Source organism: Streptomyces sp. NPDC087420, assembly GCF_044744165.1.
Taxonomy (GTDB): Bacteria; Actinomycetota; Actinomycetes; order Streptomycetales; family Streptomycetaceae; genus Streptomyces.
The window spans coordinates 147,490-169,414 of sequence record NZ_JBIUXU010000005.1; the positions used below are offsets into that span (position 1 = coordinate 147,490).

General features: G+C 70.8%; 21 protein-coding genes and 1 pseudogene. 11 read left to right on the plus strand and 11 right to left on the minus strand.

Annotated elements, in window-relative coordinates; genetic code table 11:
- Window positions 1-170: 170 nt before the first annotated feature.
- From ACIO1C_RS11600 to ACIO1C_RS11610, 3 genes are all read right to left on the minus strand, one after another.
- Entirely contained in the window at window positions 171-1,478 is a 1,308-nt protein-coding gene (locus tag ACIO1C_RS11600) for an LCP family protein (protein ID WP_401861346.1), read from the minus strand.
- Window positions 1,479-1,674: 196 nt separating this feature from the next.
- Window positions 1,675-2,151, minus strand: coding sequence for a BlaI/MecI/CopY family transcriptional regulator (locus ACIO1C_RS11605; RefSeq protein WP_401862162.1), 477 nt, complete (start codon window positions 2,149-2,151; stop codon window positions 1,675-1,677).
- A gap of 213 nt (window positions 2,152-2,364) precedes the next feature.
- Window positions 2,365-3,231: an alpha/beta fold hydrolase gene (locus ACIO1C_RS11610; protein ID WP_401861349.1), complete on the minus strand. Its 867-nt coding sequence runs from the start codon at window positions 3,229-3,231 to the stop codon at window positions 2,365-2,367.
- 73 nt (window positions 3,232-3,304) lie between these two features.
- On the opposite strand from ACIO1C_RS11610, the gene ACIO1C_RS11615 reads away from it, so the two are divergent.
- Window positions 3,305-3,856 carry a CGNR zinc finger domain-containing protein gene (locus tag ACIO1C_RS11615; protein ID WP_401861352.1) on the plus strand — a complete coding sequence of 184 codons (552 nt, stop codon included), beginning with the start codon at window positions 3,305-3,307 and terminating at the stop codon, window positions 3,854-3,856.
- Here ACIO1C_RS11615 and ACIO1C_RS11620 read toward each other — a convergent pair.
- The 3 genes from ACIO1C_RS11620 to ACIO1C_RS11630 form a co-directional block, all read right to left on the minus strand.
- Window positions 3,816-4,847 (minus strand): DMT family transporter, encoded by a 1,032-nt coding sequence (locus ACIO1C_RS11620; protein ID WP_401861355.1) that lies wholly within the window; start codon window positions 4,845-4,847, stop codon window positions 3,816-3,818. The two genes, ACIO1C_RS11615 and ACIO1C_RS11620, sit on opposite strands and share 41 nt — an antisense overlap.
- 59 nt (window positions 4,848-4,906) lie before the next feature.
- Window positions 4,907-5,800: a YhjD/YihY/BrkB family envelope integrity protein gene (locus ACIO1C_RS11625; protein WP_401861358.1), complete on the minus strand. Its 894-nt coding sequence runs from the start codon at window positions 5,798-5,800 to the stop codon at window positions 4,907-4,909.
- 139 nt (window positions 5,801-5,939) lie between these two features.
- A complete protein-coding gene (locus ACIO1C_RS11630) occupies window positions 5,940-6,542 on the minus strand; it encodes a gamma carbonic anhydrase family protein (protein ID WP_401861361.1) in 603 nt (200 codons plus the stop codon).
- A gap of 147 nt (window positions 6,543-6,689) precedes the next feature.
- On the opposite strand from ACIO1C_RS11630, the gene ACIO1C_RS11635 reads away from it, so the two are divergent.
- Window positions 6,690-7,772 carry a magnesium and cobalt transport protein CorA gene (locus ACIO1C_RS11635; protein WP_401862164.1) on the plus strand — a complete coding sequence of 361 codons (1,083 nt, stop codon included), beginning with the start codon at window positions 6,690-6,692 and terminating at the stop codon, window positions 7,770-7,772.
- Window positions 7,773-7,819: 47 nt separating this feature from the next.
- Here ACIO1C_RS11635 and ACIO1C_RS11640 read toward each other — a convergent pair whose 3' ends face one another.
- Complete coding sequence (locus ACIO1C_RS11640; protein WP_401861363.1) at window positions 7,820-8,488, minus strand: GntR family transcriptional regulator; 669 nt, start codon at window positions 8,486-8,488, stop codon at window positions 7,820-7,822.
- A gap of 279 nt (window positions 8,489-8,767) precedes the next feature.
- Between ACIO1C_RS11640 and ACIO1C_RS11645 the strand changes: the two genes are divergently transcribed.
- From ACIO1C_RS11645 to ACIO1C_RS11660, 4 genes are all read left to right on the plus strand, one after another.
- The gene (locus ACIO1C_RS11645) at window positions 8,768-10,045 is read left to right on the plus strand and encodes an ABC transporter substrate-binding protein (protein ID WP_401861366.1); all 1,278 of its coding nucleotides are present in this window, start codon (window positions 8,768-8,770) and stop codon (window positions 10,043-10,045) included.
- 148 nt (window positions 10,046-10,193) lie between these two features.
- Window positions 10,194-12,998: a discoidin domain-containing protein gene (locus ACIO1C_RS11650; protein ID WP_401861369.1), complete on the plus strand. Its 2,805-nt coding sequence runs from the start codon at window positions 10,194-10,196 to the stop codon at window positions 12,996-12,998.
- Window positions 12,999-13,218: 220 nt separating this feature from the next.
- A complete protein-coding gene (locus ACIO1C_RS11655) occupies window positions 13,219-14,040 on the plus strand; it encodes an alpha/beta fold hydrolase (protein WP_401861372.1) in 822 nt (273 codons plus the stop codon).
- A gap of 98 nt (window positions 14,041-14,138) precedes the next feature.
- Entirely contained in the window at window positions 14,139-14,930 is a 792-nt protein-coding gene (locus ACIO1C_RS11660) for an MBL fold metallo-hydrolase (protein WP_401861375.1), read from the plus strand.
- Window positions 14,931-14,998: 68 nt separating this feature from the next.
- Here ACIO1C_RS11660 and ACIO1C_RS11665 read toward each other — a convergent pair whose 3' ends face one another.
- The gene (locus tag ACIO1C_RS11665) at window positions 14,999-15,355 is read right to left on the minus strand and encodes a PRC-barrel domain-containing protein (protein WP_401861377.1); all 357 of its coding nucleotides are present in this window, start codon (window positions 15,353-15,355) and stop codon (window positions 14,999-15,001) included.
- A gap of 432 nt (window positions 15,356-15,787) precedes the next feature.
- Between ACIO1C_RS11665 and ACIO1C_RS11670 the strand changes: the two genes are divergently transcribed.
- Window positions 15,788-16,864 carry a fatty acid desaturase family protein gene (locus tag ACIO1C_RS11670; protein WP_401861379.1) on the plus strand — a complete coding sequence of 359 codons (1,077 nt, stop codon included), beginning with the start codon at window positions 15,788-15,790 and terminating at the stop codon, window positions 16,862-16,864.
- Window positions 16,865-16,988: 124 nt separating this feature from the next.
- On the plus strand, window positions 16,989-17,363 hold the full coding sequence (locus ACIO1C_RS11675) for a BlaI/MecI/CopY family transcriptional regulator (RefSeq protein ID WP_401861382.1): 375 nt from the start codon (window positions 16,989-16,991) through the stop codon (window positions 17,361-17,363).
- A gap of 189 nt (window positions 17,364-17,552) precedes the next feature.
- Here ACIO1C_RS11675 and ACIO1C_RS11680 read toward each other — a convergent pair.
- Window positions 17,553-17,960: pseudogene (locus ACIO1C_RS11680) on the minus strand (hypothetical protein); the annotation flags it as partial.
- Between the two features lie 261 nt (window positions 17,961-18,221).
- On the opposite strand from ACIO1C_RS11680, the gene ACIO1C_RS11685 reads away from it, so the two are divergent.
- Together ACIO1C_RS11685 and ACIO1C_RS11690 are read left to right on the plus strand one after the other, a co-directional pair.
- Window positions 18,222-18,539, plus strand: a complete 318-nt coding sequence (locus tag ACIO1C_RS11685) for an ArsR/SmtB family transcription factor (RefSeq protein WP_401861385.1) — start codon at window positions 18,222-18,224, stop codon at window positions 18,537-18,539.
- Window positions 18,536-19,405, plus strand: a complete 870-nt coding sequence (locus tag ACIO1C_RS11690; protein WP_401861388.1) for an SRPBCC family protein — start codon at window positions 18,536-18,538, stop codon at window positions 19,403-19,405. The genes ACIO1C_RS11685 and ACIO1C_RS11690 overlap by 4 nt, the downstream gene beginning before the upstream one ends.
- A gap of 104 nt (window positions 19,406-19,509) precedes the next feature.
- Here ACIO1C_RS11690 and ACIO1C_RS11695 read toward each other — a convergent pair whose 3' ends face one another.
- Window positions 19,510-20,358 (minus strand): helix-turn-helix transcriptional regulator, encoded by an 849-nt coding sequence (locus ACIO1C_RS11695; RefSeq protein ID WP_401861389.1) that lies wholly within the window; start codon window positions 20,356-20,358, stop codon window positions 19,510-19,512.
- A 205-nt stretch (window positions 20,359-20,563) separates the two neighbouring features.
- Here ACIO1C_RS11695 and ACIO1C_RS11700 point away from each other — a divergent pair, with 205 nt between their 5' ends.
- A complete protein-coding gene (locus tag ACIO1C_RS11700; protein WP_401861391.1) occupies window positions 20,564-21,307 on the plus strand; it encodes an SDR family oxidoreductase in 744 nt (247 codons plus the stop codon).
- 82 nt (window positions 21,308-21,389) lie between these two features.
- On the opposite strand, the gene ACIO1C_RS11705 is transcribed toward ACIO1C_RS11700, so the two are convergent.
- Window positions 21,390-21,845 (minus strand): TerB family tellurite resistance protein, encoded by a 456-nt coding sequence (locus ACIO1C_RS11705; RefSeq protein ID WP_327238081.1) that lies wholly within the window; start codon window positions 21,843-21,845, stop codon window positions 21,390-21,392.
- Window positions 21,846-21,925: the final 80 nt, after the last annotated feature.

A 21,925-nucleotide genomic window follows, 5' to 3' on the forward strand; every position in this document is an offset into this window, starting at 1 on the left:
GGAATGGCACGGCTCGTACTGGGAGGTTCACCCATGGGGGGACCGCAGCTCCTTACGCTGACCAACGATGCGGGGCGGGACGGCCACGCCGTCCCACGTCGCTCAATAGTAAAGGAGTCGCAAAATAAAGCAATGTGGCGTCCAGCACGGACCGGTCGGCCCGGCACTCCCTACCGGACGTCCGTGAAATCCGTCCCCACGGTGAGGGTCACGACGCCCGGCGCGGCCTGTGCGGACTCCCGGGCGGTGGCGTCCGGCAGGCGCGAGGCGAGGACCCGGGCCTGGGGGCCGAGGTCGCCGGGGTACTCGACCGACGTCCTGGCCGTGGTCTCCGGGGCGTTGCCGATGGAGGCGACGGTGAAGCCGGCCGTACGGAGGGTCTCGGCGACGGCGGCGGCCCTCCCCGCCGTGCCTGTGCCGTTGAGGACCTGGACGCGGACCGTGTGGGCGTAGAGCGGGGTCTTGGCGGCCGCCTCCAGCTTCTTCTTGCTGACCTCCTTGTCCCGGGCCAGGGAGGTGAAGAGGTCGGACGCCTGCGGGTACTGCCACACCACATTGGCCCGGTCGGCCGGCACGTCCGCCTCGCGCGGGTAGTTCGGTACGGTCAGGAAGGCCAGCCGGTCCTTGGGGATGCCCTTGATCTCGGAGGCGAGGGCGTACAGCGGCTTGATCCCGGCGAGCGGTTCGTCGGTCGTCAGCGACTTGGTGGCCGAGTCCAGGAATCCGTACAGCGCCTTCGGACTGGTCAGTTTCTTCTGCGCCTTGGCGGCCACGGCCTCCATGAACTCCTGCTGCCTGCCGATGCGGCCCAGGTCGGAGCCGTCCCCGACGCTGTAGCGCGTACGGACGTACCCGAGCGCCTTCTCGTCGCGCACGGTCTGGCAGCCGGCCTCCAGGTCGAGGTGCGCCTTCTTGTCGTGGATCGCGGTCTCCGGACAGACCTCGATGCCGTCCAGCGCGTTGACCATGCCCTTGAAGCCCTGGAAGTCGACCGACATGAAGTGGTCGATGCGCAGCCCGGTGTTGCGCTCCACGGTCCTGATGGTGCAGGCGGCGGCCCCGGCCACGTCCCCGCTCGTCCCGCCGATGGCGAACGCCTCGTTGATCTTGAAGTGGTGGAGACCCGACTCGCTGCCGTTCCCGCGGTCGCAGGCGGGGATGGTGACCCAGGAGTCGCGCGGCAGGGAGACGACGGTGGCCCAGTCCCGGTTCGCGGCGATGTGCAGCACCATCAGCGTGTCGGACTGCATGGTGGTGAGGTCGCTGCCGTACTTCGCGTTGGCGCCCGTACGCGAGTCGGAGCCCACGACCAGGATGTTCTGCGAGCCGGGGCTGGAATTGACCGGCCGGCCGCCGCCGATCTTGCCGTCGATGTCCGCGCCGTGGATGTTGCCGTCGAGGCGCTGGTAGATCCAGGTGCCCGCGCCGCCCGCCCCCAGGGCCGTCACGGCCAGAGCGCCGCAGACCCAGACGGCCACGCGGCCGCGCCGGGTGAGCCTGGTCCGGCCCGTCCGGGCGCCTCTGCGATGGCCACTGCTCGCGGCGCCGGGCCGCCGCCTCCTGGTTTCCGTCCCCACCTGGTCCTCCGTGCCCCGCTCCCCGTCCGGTCCGTCCTCCGGGCCGGCCGTCGCTGTCTGCGACGGACCGACTCTACAGGCGTGTAGAAGCCGCAGGTCAGCTTTCCGCGCCGTCGTCGGGCGCCCCGCCGGATTCCGGGCCCGCGTCCGCGAGGAGGGCGCGCAGCACCCGCGCGTCGTGGGGGGAGAGGGCCGAGACGAAGCCGGCGAGCACCGCGTCCCGGTCGTCCCGCTCGTCGAGGAGCCTTCGCATCCGCAACGCGGTGAGCCCGGCCCCGTCGGCGACCGGGGTCCAGAGGAAGGACCTGCCCGACCGGGTGCGGGTCACGGCCCGCTTGTCGAGGAGGCGGGTGAGGATGGTGATCACGGTCGTGTACGCGAGGTCGCCGTCCAGCCGCTCCTGCACCCAGGTGGCGGCCACCGGGCCGGTCGCGGAGCCGAGCACGGCGAGCACCTGCGCTTCGAGCTGGCCCTGGCCCCGCCTGCGGGTACGGGACTCCTGCCCGCGTTCGTCGGTCTTCTCGACGTTGTCCGCGTTCCCGGTGTTCCCGGTGTTCCCGTTCCCGGCGTTCACGGTGTTTCCGTTCCCGGCGTTCACGGTGTTTCCGGCGTTCCCGACCACGAAACGGCCTCCTCCCACGCTGCCGCGCCAGGCGACCTGGTGCCGGGGCATCCTAACCAGGGTCACCGGGGCGCGGCCCGGGGTACGGCGGCAAACTTCTACAGTGTTGTAGATTCGTGCCCCGCTCCGTTCTCACTCCGCCGCCGGGGGATCGCGCGGCGTTTCTCAGCCGAACGCGCGGTCCAGGAACGGCGTCATCAGCGCGGCGACGGCGGTGAGTTCGCTCTCCAGCAGGAAGTGGCCGCCGTCCAGGAGGTGGATCTCCGCGTCCGGCAGGTCGCGGGCGAAGGCCCGCGCCCCGTCCGGGCCGAAGATCTCGTCGTTGCGGCCCCAGACGGCGAGCAGCGGGACCTGCGAGGAGCGGAAGTACGCGTGCGTGTCCTCGTACAGGGCGACGTTCGTCGGGTACTCCCGGAAGAGCTTGAGCTGCACCTCGGGGTTGCCGGGGCGGTTGACCATGGCGTGGTCGTGCGCCCACGCGTCGGGGTTCACCAGGCTCACGTCCGGCACGCCGTGGGTGTACTGCCACCGGATCTGCTCCAGGGTCAGCCCCTCGCGCAGCGGGGCGGCCTTCTCCTCGGTGGGGTCGGCGGCGTACTCCCAGAGGGGCTTCCAGAACGGCTCCACAAAGCCTTCCACGTACGCGTTGCCGTTCTGCGTGACGATCCCGGTGATCCGGGACGGGTCGCGCAGCGCGAGCCGCCATCCCACCGGCGCGCCGTAGTCCTGGACGTACATCGCGAACCGCTCGGTGCCGGTCGCGCGCAGGAGGCCCTCGACCGAGTCGGCCAGGGCGTCGAAGGTGTAGTCGAACTCCTCGACCGGCGGCGCGTCGCTGTAGCCGTAGCCCAGCAGGTCGGGGGCCACGACGTGGTAGCGGTCGGCCAGCAGCGGGATGAGGTCGCGGTACATGAAGGAACTCGCCGGACAGCCGTGCAGGAGTACGACGGTGGGCGCGGTGGGATCGCCCGCCTCGCGGTAGAAGACCTTCCGGCCGTCGACGTCGAGGGTGCGGTGATGCACGGGGGACATGACTAACCTCCTATGTAGTTCAAGCTGGTTAGTTCAGCCAAGCAGGCGGTGCTAACCGTGTCAAGCTTGTAAGGTGGTTAGCGAGAAGTCGGCGGAGCCGGAGAGAGCCGGACAGGAGGAGAGTGGCGGCATGGAGGAGAGCGTCATAGTCGAACTGCTCAACACCACGCCCGTGGTCGACGGCAGCACGGTGGACCTGCTCGCGGAGGACTCCGCGGCCGGCGCGTGGCTGACGGCGCACGGCGGCGGGACCGGCGGCGCCGCGGAACTGGCCGCGCTGCGGGCGGTGCGCCGGGACCTCCAGGCGGTGGTACGCGGTCAGCAGCCCGCCGGGATCCTCAACGCGGTGCTGGCGGACGTCGGCCAGCACCCGGTGATCGACGGCGACGGCCTGCGGTGGGAGCTGTACGCGCCCCCGGAGCGCGCGCTCCCCGCCCGGATCGTGCTGGCCTGGGCCGCGCTGTCCCAGCGGATGCCGGGGCGGCTGCGCCCCTGCGCCAACGACGAGTGCGCCCTCTTCCTGCTCGACCGCAGCCGCTCCAACACCGCCCGGTGGTGCTCCATGACCACGTGCGGCAACCGCCTCAAGGCCCGTCGCCACCAGGCGCGCCGCACCGAGACGTAAAGGACGCCCCAGGGCGTGTCCGCGAAGTGGTGTCCGGCTCGTCGGGCGAGCGACCCGACTTCGCGGACACGCCCTGGCCGCGGTCGGCGGCCCCGCGCCCCCAGGCCGTGCCCGCCAGGACCAGCCCGGCGCCCAGCGCGCCGAGCACGCCCAGGTGCTCACCGCCGAGGGCGATCCCGGTGGCGGCGGCCCACAGCGGTTCCGTACCGAGCAGCAGGCTCACCCGCGACGGCGAGGTGCGCCGTACCGCCCACATCTGTACGAAGAACGCGGCGAGTGTGCAGAACACCGACAGGAACAGCAGCGCCGCCCAGTCGCCCGCGTCAAAACCGGCGGCCACCGACCAGGGCGAAGGGCCCGTGCCCGGCACCGAGGCCAGGACGGCGAAGACCGCGACCGCACCGCCGAGCTGGACGGTGGTGAGCGACAGTGAATCGGCGGTGCGCACCGCCTTGATCCGCGCCATGGCCAGCACATGGACGGTACGGGCGAGCGCGGCCAGCAGCATCAGCAGATCGCCCGCCGAGGGCGCGGTGAAGCCGCCGCCCTGGGTCAGCAGCACCACCCCGGCGACCGAGAGCCCGGCGGCGGCCACGAAGGACCCCGGCGGGCGGGTCCGGGTGACCACGGACTCCGCGAGCGGCGTGAAGATCATGGTGAGGCTGATGATGAGCCCCGCGTTGGTCGCCGAGGTGTGCACGACGCCGTACGTCTCCAGCAGGAAGATCCCGCTCATGATCAGCCCCAGCACGCCGGCGCCGCGCCACTGCGCCGCCGTCAGCGCCCGCAGCCGCCGCCACCCGGCGACGGCCAGGACGGGCAGGACCACCGCGAAACGCAGCACCAGGACCGCGACGACGGTCGCCGGGGTGGTGACACCCTTGGCCGCCAGGTAGCTGGCGCCCCACACGACCGCGATCAGCAGGACCGGCAGATCGGTCGCCCACGCCTTGCGGGGTACGAGGGCGGGGGCGGCGATCGGCGAGGTCATGGGGGCGGGTCTCCGGCGGACGGGGGGCGCGGAGACAGCGGCGGCTCACACGGGGACGATCACCGTACCGGTCCGTCCCCTCCGCCGGAACCGTCGTGTTCCTCCCGCAGGCCCTCCGGCTCCCGCGCCATCCGCCGCACGAACACGTACTCGTGGTAGATCCGCCCCACCAGCGCCCCGCCGTAGACGACAAAACCCACCCCGACCAGCCACGACTGGAGGACGAGGACCGTGCCGAACGGGCCGTACGTGACGGCGTTCGACGCGATCAGCGGCGAGAACACCAGCCGGGAGAAGCCCCGCAGGCCGAGCAGCCCGAGCGAGGTCGCGACCGAGCCGGGGATCAGTGCCCGCCAGCGGACCCGTCCCGCGAGGAGCAGCCGCTGGGACCACCAGAAGAACAGGAACGTGACGACGACGTCGGCCGAGGTCACCAGGATCGTGTCGAGGACGGACTGGGCGCGGACCTGCGTGTTGACGAAGGCGACGAGGAACCCGACCAGGACCGCCAGCCACACCACGTGCCGCCACACCTGGTGCCAGCGCGCCGTGGAGAGCTCCCAGACCTTCTCGTACCCCGTCTGCACCGCCGACCCGAAGGTCAGACCGAACACCGCGAGCGCGGCGAGACCGAACGCCGTCGTCCGCTGGAGCGCCTCGCCCGGTTTGCCGAACAGCTGCTCGATCTCGCCCTGCGACGACGCCGAGACGCCGACGCCCTGGGCGAGCCAGCGGGCGAAGCTCTGACCGCTGGCCGGGTCGGCCGCGGCGACGAGGATCAGCAGGGGAACGAGCGTGAGGAAACCGAGCGCGGCGAAGGACATGGCCCGGTGCATCAGTTCCGTCTCGCTGCTGCGGCTCACGGTGAGCGCGACAGGAGAGTCCATGATCCTGCGGTACAGGTCCCGGAGCCGGTGCGCGTGCCTCTCCACACCGAAACGCTTTCGGGTCATATGTCGTCTACTACCCCGGAGCGGGCCGTGTCGCGTCCAGGGCCCCCGGATGGGTGCCGATGACTGGCCACGGTTCGGCCACCCCGCCCAGAGCTACCGTACGACCGTCAGAGGTCCAGGGGGCCGGGGGACCGTACGGTCACAGGATCCGGTCGTCGTGGTGGCGGCCGAGCGCCCGTCCGAACCGCTCCGAGAGCGCCGGCACGATGCTCTCGCCCTCCGGGGGGCGTGGCAGGCCGAAGACGTACCCAGGGAAGTCCAGCTCCTTCTGCACCGCCCAGATCGCGTCGTGCTCCCCGGGCGGCAGCACCCGCGCGGGATCGCCGACGGCCACCCACCCGATCGGGACCGTGGAGCCGGCGGGCAGCACCGTGCGCAGATGCACGATCCCGTTGATCCGCACCTCGGAACGCGTCCCGATCCGGGCGCCGTTGAAGACCCGGGTACCCGTCGCGAGGAAGACCTCGTCCTCGACGGCGCAGCCGGTCAGGTACGAGGTGGGGCCGACGAGCACGGCACGCCCCAGCCGCAGCGGATCGCGGCGGACGCCCCGCAGGACCGCGTTCTCCATCACGACGCAGCCCTCGCCCAGCTCCACGGGGCCGCCCTCGGCGGTCAGGACGGCACCGAAGAGGATCCGGCACCCGGCGCCGACCCGGACGTCCCCGCTCAGCGTCGCGTTCGGGGCGACGTACGCGGACGGATGCACGGTGGGCGACACCCCGTCATGTTCGATGAGCATGCGTCGCATCATGCCCGACCGGACCCGGGGCGCGAGCGGCGGTCCGGCCCGTGACCTGGAGCTGACCCGAGGGGCGGACCCGGCCCTGGGCGTTCGCCCGTTCGTGGCACACTGACGGCCGATCCGCCGAAGGAGCCCACCGTGTCGATGATCCGCAACCTCCGCAGAACCGTGCGCAGGGCCTATCGCCGCACCGTGGACCTGAGCCACCCGGCCCGCTCCCCGCTCGGCAGCGCGGTGGTGAACTGCGTGGTCTACCGCGACGGGGAGCGGCAGCTCGACCACTGCGCGGCGGAGGAGGCGCTGCGGCGCGTCCGCCGGGCCGGTACCGGCTTCGTCTGGATCGGGCTGCACGAGCCGGACCGGGAGGAGTTCGCCGGGGTCGCCGAGCTGTTCGGCCTCCACAGGCTCGCCGTCGAGGACGCGGTCACCGCCCACCACCGGCCCAAGGCGGAGCTGTACGACGACACGCTGTTCGCGGTCTTCAAGACCGTCAGCTACATCGAGCACGAGGAGCTGACCGCGACCAGCGAGGTGGTCGACACCGGGGAGCTGATGGTCTTCGCGGGGGCCGACTTCGTGATCACCGTACGGCACGGCCGCCACGGCTCGCTGGGCCCGCTCCGGGAGTACCTGGAGGCGTCCCCCGAGCAGCTCGCGAAGGGTCCCGCCGCCGTGCTGCACGCGATAGCGGACCACATGGTCGACGACTACCTCGGCGTCGCGGACGCCATCCAGGACGACATCGACGCGGTCGAGACCGGCGTCTTCTCCGGCCAGGCGGCCCGCGGTGAGGCGGGCCGGATCTACCAGCTCAAGCGGGAACTGCTGGAGCTGAAGCGCGCGGTGGCGCCGCTGGACCGCCCGCTGCGCAAGCTGGCCACCGAGCCGAGCCGGCTGGTGGACCCGGAGATCCAGAAGTACTTCAGGGACGTCTCGGACCACCTGGCACGGGTCACCGAGCAGATAGCCGCGTTCGACGGCCTGCTCGACTCCGTCCTCCAGGCCCACCTCGCGCAGGTGACCGTCGCCCAGAACGAGGACATGCGCAAGATCACGGCCTGGGCCGCGATCATCGCCGTACCGACCATGGTCTGCGGGGTCTACGGCATGAACTTCGAGCACATGCCCGAGCTGCGGTGGACGTACGGCTACCCGCTCGTCGTCGGAGTGATCGCCGCCGTCTGTTTCGGCGTCCACCGGCAGTTCCGGCGCAACGGCTGGCTCTGACGCTCCGTGGTCCTGGGTCCCGGCGCCCGGCCCGGGCCCGCGCACGGCTACTGCCGCGCCGCCTCCGTCAACCGCGCCTGCGCCCTGCGCAGATGGGTACGCATGCGCGCGGCGGCCGTCTCGTCGTCGTTCTCGCCCATCGCCTCCAGGATCCGCTCGTGCTCCCGGCAGGTCTCCTCCGCCCACCCCTCGCGGAACGACAGCCGGTACTGATGTGTGTGCGCGTGCAACCGTTCCAGCGTCGAGCGGAGGAACACGTTCCCGCTCAGGCCCGCGATCCGGTCGTGGAAGACGGCGTCGTGGTGCAGGTACAGCAGCAGGGTCGACCGGCTCGCGAAATCGCCCGCCGCGCCCCTCATCTCCGCCAGCTGATCAGCGAGTTGGAGCAGATCCGCCGGGGTGGCCCGGGACGCCGCGGCGGAGGCCGCCGCCGGTTCGAGCAGCAGCCGTACCTCGAACAGTTCCCGCAGGCCACGCCCGCTGAGCAGCGCCGCGGCGGTGTATCCCGCCAGCGACCGCTTCACCACCAGGCCGTCCGCCTCCAGCCGCGCGAGCGCCTCCCGCAGCGGGGTCGGTGAGATCTCCAACTCCTGGGCGAGCGTGTTGATGTTCAGCTTCGACCCCGGCTCGATGTCGTGGTCGACGAGCCGTCGGCGGATCGTGTCGTAGGCGGTCTCCGCGAGCGCCTGCCGCCGCGGAGTGGGGATGACTGCCATCGTGCTGCTCCTGGGTGTCGCCTGTGGTGCCTCGCCGGTGGTTCCTCGCCCACCGATTGTATTTTTTCGTGCGCTCCTGTGCGTTCCTGTCCGTCCGACGGTCCCACTTCGGTAAAGGTCGGTACGGGTATTGACTGTTTTCCGATGCTGGCTACTCTTCTGAAAAGTATACGAAATAACGTTGTCTCGGATCGGACCGGAGCGGGCCTGCCGGGGTCCGCAGGGCGGCGCACGGCGGCCGGAGCCGGCCGTGTCACGTGAAGCATCAAGGAGGACGACATGAAGCGCAGAACTGCCCTCACGGCGGCGGCCACCGGTCTGGTGAGCGCCCTGGCGGTCACGGGCTGCTCCACCAGCGGCACGTCCGGGGGTGGCGGCGGTGGCAGTCTGACCTTCATGACCTTCGAGACGCCGGCGCTCACCGCGACGTTCTGGGACACCTCCATCACGGAGGCGCAGAAGGCCGTTCCCGAGGTCAAGATCAAGAAGATCGTGTCGCCGGACGCGGACCGGACCGCGTACGCCAAGCAGTTGCAGGCGTCGGGTCAGTTCCCCGACATCCTCTCCTCCATCAACCCGAAGGACTTCACGGCGGCCGGGCTCCTCCAGCCGCTCGACCAGAAGTGGCTGGACGCCAACTTCACCGACCCCGACGGCAACCGGATCGACGGCAAGTCGTACATCCCGCCGACCAACTCCCAGATCATCCCGATGGTCTTCTACAACAAGAAGATCTTCGCCGAGCACCACCTCGACGTCCCCACGACGTGGGAGGCGTACCTGAACGTCGTCAAGACCCTCAAGAAGGCCGGTGTCACCCCCGTCGAGATGGCGGGCGGCGAGCCCTGGTCGGCGGCCCTGCCGCTGGCCGGCCTCATCAGCGCCGACGTGCTCGGCGCCGACCCGCAGTGGATCCAGAAGCGCTACAAGGGCGAGGTGAAGTTCACCGACCCCGCGATGACCGGGGCCGTCGGCAAGTACCGGCAGCTCGTCGAGGCCGGGGCCTTCGACAAGGGCGCGCTGAGCGTCAGTTACGCCGACGCCAACAAGCAGTTCCTCGACGGCGGCAGCGCCATGTACCCCATGGGCAGCTGGTTCATCGGCCAGATCCCGGCCGCGGACGCCGCCGACTTCGGCACCTTCCTGCTGCCGAGCGGCACGGGCAAGACCATCGTCCCGTTCAACACCGGGGGGACGACCGCGGTCAGCGCGAAGTCCGCGCATGTCGCCGACGCGACCAAGTTCGCCGAGGCGTGGTCGCTGTCCAAGCCCAACCTCAAGACCCTCATCGAGACCGACGGCGCCTTCCCCATGCTGAAGAACGTCCCCTTCGAGGACTTCGGCGCGAAGGTGACCCCCGTCTACACGGAGGGGTTCAAGCTCGTGACCGAGGACAACGCGAAGGTCAGCGCGTTCGGCCAGGTCAACAACGACGACGCGCTGCCGCCCGGTGTCGTCGAGCAGTTCAACGCCCTGTCCCAGAAGCTGTTCACCAGCTCCGACGTCAAGGGGCAGCTCGCCTCGTTCGACGAGAGCTGGGACAAGGCCGCCAAGTAGCGGGAGCCCGCCGGGACGGACGGGCCGGGTCTCGGCACGGCCCCTGATGACATCGTTGTCAGAACCCCGGACCGGTGGTACGCCCCCGATGGTTCAGCACCCCCCGATTGTCCAGCACCCAGCACCCCCGACTCAAAGGAGAGCCGCGATGGGGCAGAAGAGAACAACGCGGAGGGCGATCCGCGGATTGCGGCGGATACGCGGATACGCGGTGGTGGCGGCGCTCGCCGTCGCCGCACCGCTTGTCGTCCCCGGTACGGCGGTGGCGGCGGGACCGCCCACGGCCGCACAGCAGTGGGACACGCTGAAGGCCAAACTGACCGGCATCAAGGGCGTCTGGACCGACCAGAGTTACGCGGGCGCCGTGTCCAACACCATGCCGAACACCGCGCTGTTGGGCAACGGCGACGTCGGTGTGACCTCGGCGGGCAGCACGGGCGTCAAGACGTTCCTCGTCTCCAAGGGGGACTTCTGGAACGCCAACCCCACACCCCGGCCCGCCCCCATCGGCGGCGTGACCCTCACCGGCACCACCGCCCAGCCCACCGGGAACCTCGCCCTCGGCGCCCGCGCCACCGCGAGCAGCACCGAGGGGTCGTTCACCCCCGACCGCGCCGTCAATGGCCAGTGGACCAACGGCTACGAGGGATGGGTGTCCCAGGTAGGCAAGCCGCAGTGGATCACCCTCGACCTCGGCGCCGTCAAGAGCGTCGCCCGCTACGTCGTACGCAACGACAACGCGGCACGCCCCGGCAACGCCGCCTTCAACACCAAGAACGTGGCGTTCCAGACCAGTTCCGACGGCTCCACCTGGAACAGCGTCGACACGGTCACCAACAACACCGCCGACGTGATCGACCGTACGGTTTCCGCCGTGTCGACCCGCTACGTCCGGCTGAACATCACCGAGCCCACCCAGAGCACCACCCCCGACTCGACGCAGAACCCCCGCGCCAGGATCGGCCAGATCGAGCTGTACGCGCAGGGCGGCACCACACCCCCGCCCGCCGCGCCGTTCCGCGAGGAACAGAACATCGTGGACGGCACGGTCACCACGTCGATGTCGCTGGGCAACACCCCGGTGTCGATGAAGACCTGGCTCGCCGCCGACCGTAACGTCCTGGTCACCTCGGTCACCTCGACCGGCTCCCAGCCGGTGCAGCTCCAGGCGTCCACCTACGCCGGGGCGACCGCCCCCAACTCCGCCTACAGCAACTCCGCGGGCGTCGACGGCCAGGTCATGTGGGCCGAACGCGCCACCGCCGCCGGCAGCCGCTGGGTCTCCCGGGGCGCGCTGGCGACCACCGTCCTCGGCGCGAGCGCCGTCCAGCCCCCGACCGTCTCGGGCGCGACGGCCAGGACCGTCTTCACCCTCCCGGCCGGCGCGACGGTCCGGCTGGTCACCCAGATCGGCGGCGGCGGACAGAACCCGGCCGCCCCGCACAACGACGCGGTGACACAGGTCCGTACCCACACCGCGGCCTCACTGGCGACGCTGGACACCCAGCGCGCCGACTGGTGGAAGACCTACTGGATGCAGTCCGGCGTCGAGCTGGGTGACGCCGTCCTGGAGAAGTACTACTACGCCGCCCAGTACTTCATCGGGGCCGCCAGCCGGGCCGGGAAGACGGCCCCCGCCCTCTACGGGATCTGGACCACCACCGACAACCCGCAGTTCAACGGCGACTACCACCTCAACTACAACGCGCAGGGACCGTTCTACGGCGTCTACTCCAGCAACCGCCCCGAGCTGTCACTGCCGTTCCACGAGACGATCCTCGCGTACGTGCCCGAGGCGCAGCGTCGCGCCAAGCAGGACCTGAACCGCGTGAAGCCCGACTACATCAGCCGGCGCTTCCCCAGCGGCGGGGTGCCGGCCGGGGTGCTCTTCCCCGTGGGCATCGGCCCGTACGGCACGACCACCGACGACCAGTACCACCAGCAGGTGTCCAACTCCCTCTTCTCCGCCTCGCAGTTCGTCGCGTACTACGAGTACACCCAGGACACCGACTTCCTGAGGAACAAGGCGTACCCCTTCCTGAGCCAGGTCGCGTCGTTCTTCGAGAGCTACCTGGAGCGCGACTCCGCGGGGCGCTACTCGCTGTGGAGCGGACCGCACGAGGGCACGTGGGGCCAGAACTCCTCGGCGGACCTGGGGCTGTTGAAGCAGACCCTGTCCACGCTGATCGCGGCCAGCCAGAAGCTGAACGTCGACGCCGGCCGCCGCGCCACCTGGCAGACCATCCTCGCCAACCTCCCCGCGCAGCCGACCACGGTGTTCAACGGGAAGACGGTGTACTCCCTGGTCAGCCCCGGCACCATGCAGGGGTCCGACACCCGTGACATCCACCCCGGCGACAACACGATCAACCTCGAATTCATCCAGCCCGCCGACCAGCTCGGCATCAACTCCGATCCCGCGAAGCTGCGGATCGGCGTCGACACCGTCGACGCGATGAACTCCTGGGGCCAGGACAACAGCTTCCCCAAGGTGTTCAGCCAGGCGGCCAGGGTCGGTTACCCGGCGCAGTCGCTGATCGACAAGTTCAAGCAGGTCATCACCTCCCGCATCGCGCCCAACCTGCGGATCGCCGACCCGTCCCACGGCATCGAGAAGTCCGGGGCCACCGAGGCGGTCAACAGCATGCTGGTCCAGAGCGACCAGGGGATCATCAGCCTCTTCCCGGTCTGGCCCGCGGGCAAGGACGCGAGTTTCTGGCAGCTGCGCCAGAAGGGCGCGTTTGTCGTGTCGAGCGCGAAGCAGGGCGACCGCGTCAGCTATGTCGACGTGCAGGCCAAGGCCGGCGGCACGCTCAAGCTGAAGAACCCCTGGGGGAGCGGCACGTTCACCGTGACCAACACGAGCGGCGCCGCGGTGCCGTTCACCACGGCGAACGGGGTGATCACCGTCCAGACGACCGCCGGGCAGACGTACCACATCCTCCCGGCCTGATCCTTCATCGCATCACCAGCAGAATCGCCGGGCCCCGGGGGGCAGTACGCCTCCCGGGGCCCGGTCGTGCGGCGGGCGCGACACCGTGCACACCAGGACGAGAAGTCAGCACGCTGAGCAGATTCGGACGTGTGTACCGCTGCGAGCATCCGGGGAGGCCCCCCGGGGCCCTGCGCCGGTCCCACCCGGACCGGCGAGGACAGCGCACGAGGAGCGTTCGATGGGCATCGTCACCACCACCGACGGCACGGACATCTTCCACAAGGACTGGGGCAGCGGACAGCCGGTCGTCTTCAGCCACGGCTGGCCGCTGAACGCCGACGCCTGGGACGGCCAGCTCAAGCTGGTCGCCGACCACGGCTTTCGCGCGATAGCCCACGACCGGCGCGGGCACGGCCGCTCCGCCCAGCCCTGGCAGGGCAACGACATGGACACCTACGCCGACGACCTCGCCCAGGTCATCGAGACCCTCGACCTGCACGACGTGGTGCTGGTCGGCCACTCCACCGGGGGCGGCGAGGTCACCCGCTACATCGGCAGGCACGGCACCGCGCGCGTCGCCAAGGTCGTCCTCCTCGGAGCCGTACCGCCGCTGATGCTCAAGACCGACGCCAACCCCGGCGGGCTCCCCATCGAGGCCTTCGACGCGATCCGCGACGGGGTGCGCACCGACCGCTCGCAGTTCTACCGGGACCTCAGCGTGCCGTTCTACGGCTTCAACCGCGCGGGGGCGGCCGTCTCCCAGGGCGTCAGCGACGCGTTCTGGCTGATGAGCATGCAGGTGGGGCTCAAGGGCGCGCTCGACTGCGTCCGCGCCTTCTCGGAGACCGACTTCACCGAGGACCTCAAGAAGTTCGACGTCCCCACGCTGATCGCGCACGGCGACGACGACCAGATCGTGCCCATCGACGCGTCCGCGCACCGGACCGCCGAGCTGGTCAAGGACGCCACGCTCAAGGTCTACCCGGGCGCCCCCCACGGTCTGTACGGCGCCTTCGCCGACGAGTTCAACGCCGACCTGCTGGAGTTCCTCGCGCGCTGAGCCGGCGCCGGACAGGCCCCAGCGACCCGGACAGGCCCCAGCCGCCCCGTACCCGTTCACCCGCCCCGCCGGCCAGTGGTGCAGAGGATCGACGCCAGATGACGAACGTACGCATCACCCACGTCGGCGGTCCCACGGCGCTGATCGAGTTCGGCGGCTGGCGGCTCCTGACCGACCCCGCGTTCGACGCCCCCGGCCACAAGTACCCCTTCGGCCGGGGGATGTCGGCCCGCAAGACGACCGGGCCCTCGATCGGCGTCGCCGACCTGCCGCCCATCGACGCCGTGCTGCTCAGCCACGACCAGCACCCCGACAACCTCGACACCACCGGACGCGGGGTGCTCGCGTCCGCCGGCGTGGTCGTCACCACCCGCTCCTGCGCCCGGCGGCTGCGCAGAACGGTCCACGGTCTGCGCCCCTGGGGCACCACGACCCTGGAGGGCCCGGGACGCCCGCCGATCGAGATCACCGCCACCCCCTGCCGCCACGGGCCCCCGCTGTCGGGACGGCTGTCCGGCGAGGTGACCGGCTTCTCCCTGCGCTGGAGCGGTCAGCGCCACGGCGAGCTGTGGATCTCCGGCGACACGGTGCTGTACCGGGGGGTACGGGAGATCGCGCGGCGCCTCGACATCGGTACGGCGCTCCTCCACCTGGGCGCTGCCCGGCACCCCGCCACCGGTCCTGCCCGCCACTCCATGACCGCCGCGGACGCCGTACAGCTCTGCCGGCTGCTGCGCCCGCACACCACCGTGCCCGTGCACTACGAGGGCTGGTCGCACTTCCGGCAGGGGCGGATCGCGGTGGCGCGGGAGTTCTCCCACGCGCCGCCCGAGGTCCGTACCTCCCTCACCTGGCTCGCGCCGGGAGCCGCCACGCAGATCACCGTATGAACCGCCCGGCCCCCACCGTCAGGGACAACACGGCGTACTCCTGACGGTTGAATCCCCGGCGGTGACCGTCAGCGGCGGCCCAGGCGGCGCTCGCCGCCCGCGCCCGTCTTGTACGGCAGCCCGTAGTGCGAGAAGACCCGCGGTTCGTCCTCGGCGAGCAGCTCGCCGTCCGCGTCGATCCAGGGCGCCTCCCTGGCCAGCTTCTTGTCCCAGGGGACCTTCAGATAGCCGGGGCCGACCGTGGCCTCGGCCAGCGGCACGAAGACCAGCCGGCGCTTCATGGGCATGCCGATGGTCACGGTCGCGAACGACGGGGCGTCGGTCGCCGTGTCGACGTACACGGCTTCGAGCGTGCCGATCTTCTTCTTGTCCGCGTCGACCACGTCGTGGCCCCGCCATTCCCGGATGTCATCAGCCTCGAACACGAGTGATCCGCCTTCTTGTCCAGCCCTGGTCCAGTGGTGCCCGCAAAGGTCGTTCCTGTACCGAATACCCGCTATTCACGGCCCCGCACCTGGCCGGGACCCCGGACCCCCCGATCGGGTCTGTACCCGCCTGCCCGCCGACCGGACGGTTACACTGGCCCCAAGATGCCTCAGACCCCGGCTTCCCGCTGTCCCCGGACCCGGGCAGCAGTACTCGTCGCGTCACGCAGTGGACCTTGGACCGCACCCAGCAGACAGCGCGCTGTGTGATCCCGCTGCTCACCTGTTCCCGGTCGGCAGCAGAAGCACGTCCCTGCGATCTCCCGTCGGAACATCCGCGGCTGTACGTCCCCGTGCATCCACCGAGCCACCCTGCCTGCGGTCATCACGTCGGCACAAGGCGGTCGTGAACGACCCGAAAGGCGTGGCTGAATGTCCGTCCACACCACTGGTGAACCCACCGTCGTGCAACAGCGGCGGGAGACCGGCACCGCCGGCAGTGACTTCTCCCGGCTCTCCAAGGCGATCACGGCGGCCGGCCTGATGCGTCGCAGGCCCTGGTACTACGCGGTGAGGATGTCCCTCGTCGCCCTGTCGTACGGCGCCGCCTGGGCGGCCTTCCTCGTCGTCGGGAACAGCTGGTGGACGCTGGCCGTGGCCGCGCTCCTCGCGGTCGTCTTCGGCCAGGTGGCGCTCGTCGCCCACGACGTCGGGCACCGCCAGGTGTTCCGGCTGCGCAAGGCCAGCGAGCGCACCGGCCGGATCGCCGGCAACCTGGGCATCGGCATGGGCTACGGCTGGTGGCAGGACAAGCACTCCCGGCACCACGCCAACCCGAACCACGAAGAGCTGGACCCGGACGTCAACCCCGACATCTTCGTGTGGTCCCAGGCGCAGGCGCGCGAGGCGACCGGACTGCCCAAGTTCATCGGCCGCCTCCAGGCGTACCTGTTCTTCCCCCTGCTGACGCTCGAAGGCTTCAACCTGCACGTCGCGGGGGTACGGGCGCTCGCCGACCGCACGCTCAAGCAGCGCAGGAAGGAAGGCTTCCTGCTCTTCGCGCACTTTGCCCTCTACCTGGGCGCGCTGTTCGTCGTCCTGCCCCCCGGCAAGGCCGTGCTGTTCCTCGTTGTGCACCAGTGCCTGTTCGGCCTCTACCTGGGCTCCATCTTCGCGCCGAACCACAAGGGCATGCCCACGCTGACCGGCGAGGACCGCCCCGACTTCCTGCGGCGCCAGGTCCTCACCTCGCGCAACGTGCGCGGCGGCTGGTTCACCGACCTCGTGCTGGGCGGGCTGAACTACCAGATCGAGCACCACCTGTTCCCGAGCATGCCCAGCCCGCACCTGCGCAAGGCGCAGCCGATCGTCGCCCGCTTCTGCCAGGAGCACAACATCGGCTATCTGGAGACCGGGCTGATCAACTCCTACCGGCAGGCGCTCAAGAGCCTCCACGACGCGGGAGCGCCCCTGCGGGCTGCGGCCGCGGCGCCAGGCCCTCAGGGCTGACCGGGCCGGAGCCGGCGTGCACCGGTCGCGTGCGCCTGTTCCTCCCGGTCCTGCGCGCTGTTGACTACAGTGTCGTAGACCGTCCGCTGTCGCGGGTGGACGAGGAACCGGGAGGAGCGTCCCCATGGGCGACGAGAGCGGGGAACGCCGGCCGGCCGGCGAGCTGGAGGCCGAGGTGCTGGCCGCCCTGTGGGCGGCGGGGGAGCCGCTCACGCCCGGCCGGGTCCAGAAGGCGCTCGGGGTACCGCTGGCCCGCACCACGGTCACCACGATCCTTTCCCGGCTCCATGAGAAGGGCACCGTCGGCAGGACCCGGTCGGGCCGCGGCTACGCCTACGCGCCGACGGAGGACGCTCCCGGGCTGACCGCCCGCAGGATGCACTCCGAGCTGGCGAAGGACGAGGACCGCGGCGCCGTACTCGCCCGCTTCGTCTCCCAGCTCAACGACGAGGACGAGCAACTGCTGCGCGCGCTGCTCGACGACGGGGAAGCCGGCTGATCCCGCCGGCTCCGATCCCGCCGCCGCGCGGCCGTTCGTACCGTCAATCGTGTGGCCCCACGCCCCCGTTCAACCACCTCCGCCGAGAGGTCCGCCCAACCGCACGGTGTCGGCGGCGGGTTCGCCCGCATTCCACCACACGCCCGCCGCGCTTTTCCTGACACCCTCCCGGCGGGCGGGCCCCGGCATTGCCGCCGGGTTGATGAGAACCGGAATCGCGCGGTCCATTCTCATGGCGTCCACCGATTCCGCGAGCAGTTCGTATTCGGTGGTGTCGTCGTGCGTGGCGACTCGAATGAGCCGCCCCGCGGCCAAATGTTCACCGACGATATTCTGATGGGTCACATCGTCCCGCCAGGCGCGCAGCGTATGCGGAACGTCCGGCACGCTCGGTCCGACCGGAGTGAGCGCGGAGGCGGGGAAATGATCGCTCTCGGGACTGGGATCGAGTCGCTCGGCGATCCAGGTCGCCCGGTCCCGCAACCACCACAGTGCAAGAGTCAGAGTGGGTGCGCGATAGGTGCCGAGGGGTACGCCGATACGCTCGCCGCCGCAGACCCCGTATGCGGTGACATGGCACAGGAATTCGTCATGCACGGCCGCTCTCCTCGCGCCGTTCTGTGGAGGCCGGAGGCCTGGTCGTTGGTGTTTCGCGGTGACGCTGTACGGTGTCTCGCAGGGCGATTCATGGGAGAGCTCGTCATTGATCTGTGGTCGCCCAACTTGCCATTATGTTCATTTCTGATGTGCAGTCACCACGTTGTTCTGGCCAGAGTTCGGGTGAATTCCCCGACGTGATGGCCGAAATTCTCGGCCGATCGCCCACGGGTTATATAGCCGATGGGCTATGTTCGCCGAATGCCCATACCGTTCGACGTTCTCGCGGACCCGAGCCGCCGGAGGATTCTCGATCTCCTGCTGGAGCGCCCGCACCTGGTCGGCGAGTTGACCGAGCGCCTCGGGCTGAGCCAGCCGGGCACCTCCAAGCATCTGCGGGTGCTGCGGGAGGCCGGGCTCGTCCGGGTCAGGCAGGACGCCCAGCGGCGGTGGTACGCACTCCGGCACGAACCCCTCGCGGAACTCGACTCCTGGCTCCACCAGTACCGGCACCTGTGGTCCGGCGCGCTCGGCGCGCTCGAACGGCATCTCGACGCGACAGAGGACAACTCCCCATGAACACGACCCCGTGGCCCGACTCCCTCACCACCACCGCCGACGGCAGGTCCGTCGTGCGGATGGAGCGCCGGCTCCCGCATCCCCCGGAGCGGGTCTGGGCGGCGATCACCGAACCGGCGAGCCTGGGGCAGTGGTTCCCCGCCGAGGTCTCCGTGGAGCCGCGCCCGGGCGGTGCGATGACGTTCCGCTTCCCGGGCCCCGGTCCCGGCGCCGAGGGGCCGCGGATGGCCGGTGAGGTCACCGGCTTCGACGCGCCCCGCGTCTTCGCGTACACGTGGGGGAGCGAGCACCTGAGCTGGACCGTCACCCCGGACGGGGACGGGTCGTCGCTGACGCTGGTGCACACCTTCGACGACCGGGCGGGCGCCGCGAGTTTCGCCTCGGGCTGGCAGTTGTGCGTCATCGCGCTGGGCCGGCTGCTCGACGGTGAGCCGGGCGCGGTGGGCCGTGACACGGGCGGGCTCCACGAGTCGTACGTGCACCTGTTCGACCTGGACCGCGGGGTCGCCGAGACCGTGCCGGGCGGCCGGCGGGTGCGTTTCGAGCGGCAGTTGGTGCGGCCGGCCGAGACCGTGTGGGAGATCCTGTCGGCGGGCATCGAGCCGGTGGCGGGGCTGCCCGTGCCGGAGGGCTTCACGGCGGAGAAGGTCCCGGCGGGGCCGGTCACCGAGGTACGGGCGCCCAGGTCCCTCACGTACACCTGGCAGCCGCACGGGACGGTCGACTGGGAGCTGACCGAGGGGACGGGCTACGGCGCCCGCCTCGTGCTCACCCAGACGGGCCCGGAGGACTTCGACACGACGGCGGCCTCGGCGGCCTGGCAGACCCGGATTGAGGCGCTGGCGGCGCGGCTGATGGAGGCCTGAGGGCGGGCGCGGGGCGGGTTGCGGCAGGCCGTCTGTAGGAGGTCGACGGTGCGGTGCCCGGCTCGTACGTCAGCCGTGCCGGTACGTCAGCCGTGTCGGGTACGTCAGCCGTGTCGCGGCCCCGGCCCGCGCGCGTGGCCGACAGCGTGCAGGGAACCGAGCAGGGCGAGTGAGTCGGCGTCCGCGGTGCCCGGCCCGGCGGTGCCGACCAGGAGGTACTGTCCCGACGCGCCCTGGACGTCGAAGGTCTGGTAGGTCAGCTCGATCCTGCCGACGTCCGGATGGTTGAACACCTTGGACTTGCGGCCGAGGGCGCTGACGCGGTGATCGCGCCACAGCGCGGCGAACTCCTCGCTGCCGGCGAGGAGTTCCTCGACCACCTCGGCGATCCCCGGGTCGCTCCTGTGGTGTCCCGCGCCGAGCCGCAGCGCCTCGACCGTGTCCCGCGCCACGGTGTCCCAGTCGGCGAACAGCTCGCGGGCGGCGGGGTCGCGGAAGAGGGAGCGGACCATGCGGCGGCGGTCCGCGAGCGGGGAGAGCAGCGCGTCGGCGAGCGCGTTCGAGGCGAGGACGTCCAGGCGGCGGTTGACGACGTACGCGACGGCGGTGGGGAAGTTGTCCATGAGCCCCAGCAGCGCGGGGTCGACCTCGTCGGCGCTGCCGGGGGTCTCCGGTTTCGGTACGAGGCCGGCCAGCCGGTACGCGTGCCAGCGCGCGTCGCTGTCCAGGCGCAGGGCCTGGGCGAGGGCGTCGATCACCGGACCGGACGGGCTTCTCTCCCGGCCCTGCTCCAGGCGGGCGTAGTAGTCGGCGCTGACGCCCGCCAGGACGGCGACCTCTTCGCGGCGCAGCCCGGCGACGCGGCGGGACCCGGAACGGGCCATGCCCACGTCCTCCGGGGTCAGCCGGGCCCGCCGTGCCCGCAGGAACTCGCCCAGCTCATAGCCGCTCATCCACAAATTCTACGTCGGCGGGTTCCGCCGCCCGGGTCCCGCCGTCCAGCTCCGCCGCCCGGTCCCGGCGTCCAGCCAGGGAGTGGCACACCCAGGAAGTCCCGCCCTGCCTCAACGGCCCGGTCCGGCGCAGGCTGGTGAGGGCCGGCGGTTCACCGCCGCGCTTCTCCCGCCTCCCCGCCCCACCCTCACCGAACGGGTTCTCATGACTGTCGAGTCCGCCACCCCCACCAGCAAGGTCGTCCTGATCACCGGAGCGAGCAGCGGAATCGGCGAGGCCACCGCCCGGCGGCTGGCCGCGTCGGGGCACCGGGTCTTCCTCGGTGCCCGGCGGACCGGACTCATCGCCGCCGTCGCCAAGGACATCGAGGCCGCCGGGGGAGTCGCGGGCCACCACGCACTGGACGTGACCGACCGGGAGAGCATGGGGGCGTTCGTCCGGGCGGCGCGGGACCGGTACGGGCGGATCGATGTCCTCGTCAACAACGCGGGGGTCATGCCCCTGTCGATGCTGGAGGCGCTGAAGGTCGACGAGTGGGACCTGATGATCGACGTCAATCTGCGCGGGGTGTTGTACGGCATCGCGGCCGTCCTGCCCCTCATGCGCGAGCAGGGCTCGGGGCACATCGTGAACGTCGCCTCGGTCTCCGGTCACCGCGTCGACCCCACCGCGGCCGTCTACAGCGCCACCAAATTCGCGGTCCGCGCGGTCTCGGAGGGGCTGCGGCAGGAGAGCCGTGACGTACGTGTCACGGTGATCACGCCCGGCCTGGTCAGCAGCGAACTGACCGACGGCATCACCGACTCCGGCGTACGGGGGGCGGTCGAGGGGATGATGGAGATCGCGATCCCCGCCTCGGCCGTGGGCGAGGCGATCGCCTACGCCGTCGGCCAGCCCGCCGACGTCGACGTCAGCGAAATGGTCATCAGACCCACGGCCCAGGGGTGAGCCGACCACCGGGCCGACGCGCCTCGCGCCGGCCGCCCCGCGAGGCGGCCGGCGCGGGGCGCGATAGGCCGTGCCGCTCGTCTCAGAGATCGAACTCGTGAGGTGCCAGGTCCAGCGCGAAGCAGGCCTCACGCACGACCGCCTGCTCGTCCTTGTCGAAGTCCCCGTCGGCGCCCCCGATGACGATGCCGATCTGGATGACCGCGCGCGCCTCGGCCGGCTTCTTCTTCGCCTTGCCGATCTCCTGGAGAATGCCGACCTTGCCGAACGCGAAGTCCGCCGCGAGCTTGTCCAGGGCGGCGTCGAAGCGGCGCTGGAGGTCCGCCGCCGGGAAGTTCTGAAGCACCTCGTTGCTCGCGATCAGCGACGCGACCCGCTGGCGCTCGGACGGGTCGACGGAGCCGTCCGCCGCGGCGACCAGGGCACACATCGCCATGCTGGCATCGCGGAACGCACCGCTCTTGAGGTCGTTCTTCTTCGCCGTGAGCTGCGTCTGCATCGTCGCGGCGGATTCCTTGAAGCGGTCCCACAGAGCCATGGCGCCATCTCTCCTCGTGTGTCGTCTACACCTGCCCGGTCAACGTCCGGGGCGTCTGTGGCGTGCCCGCCGAACGGGTG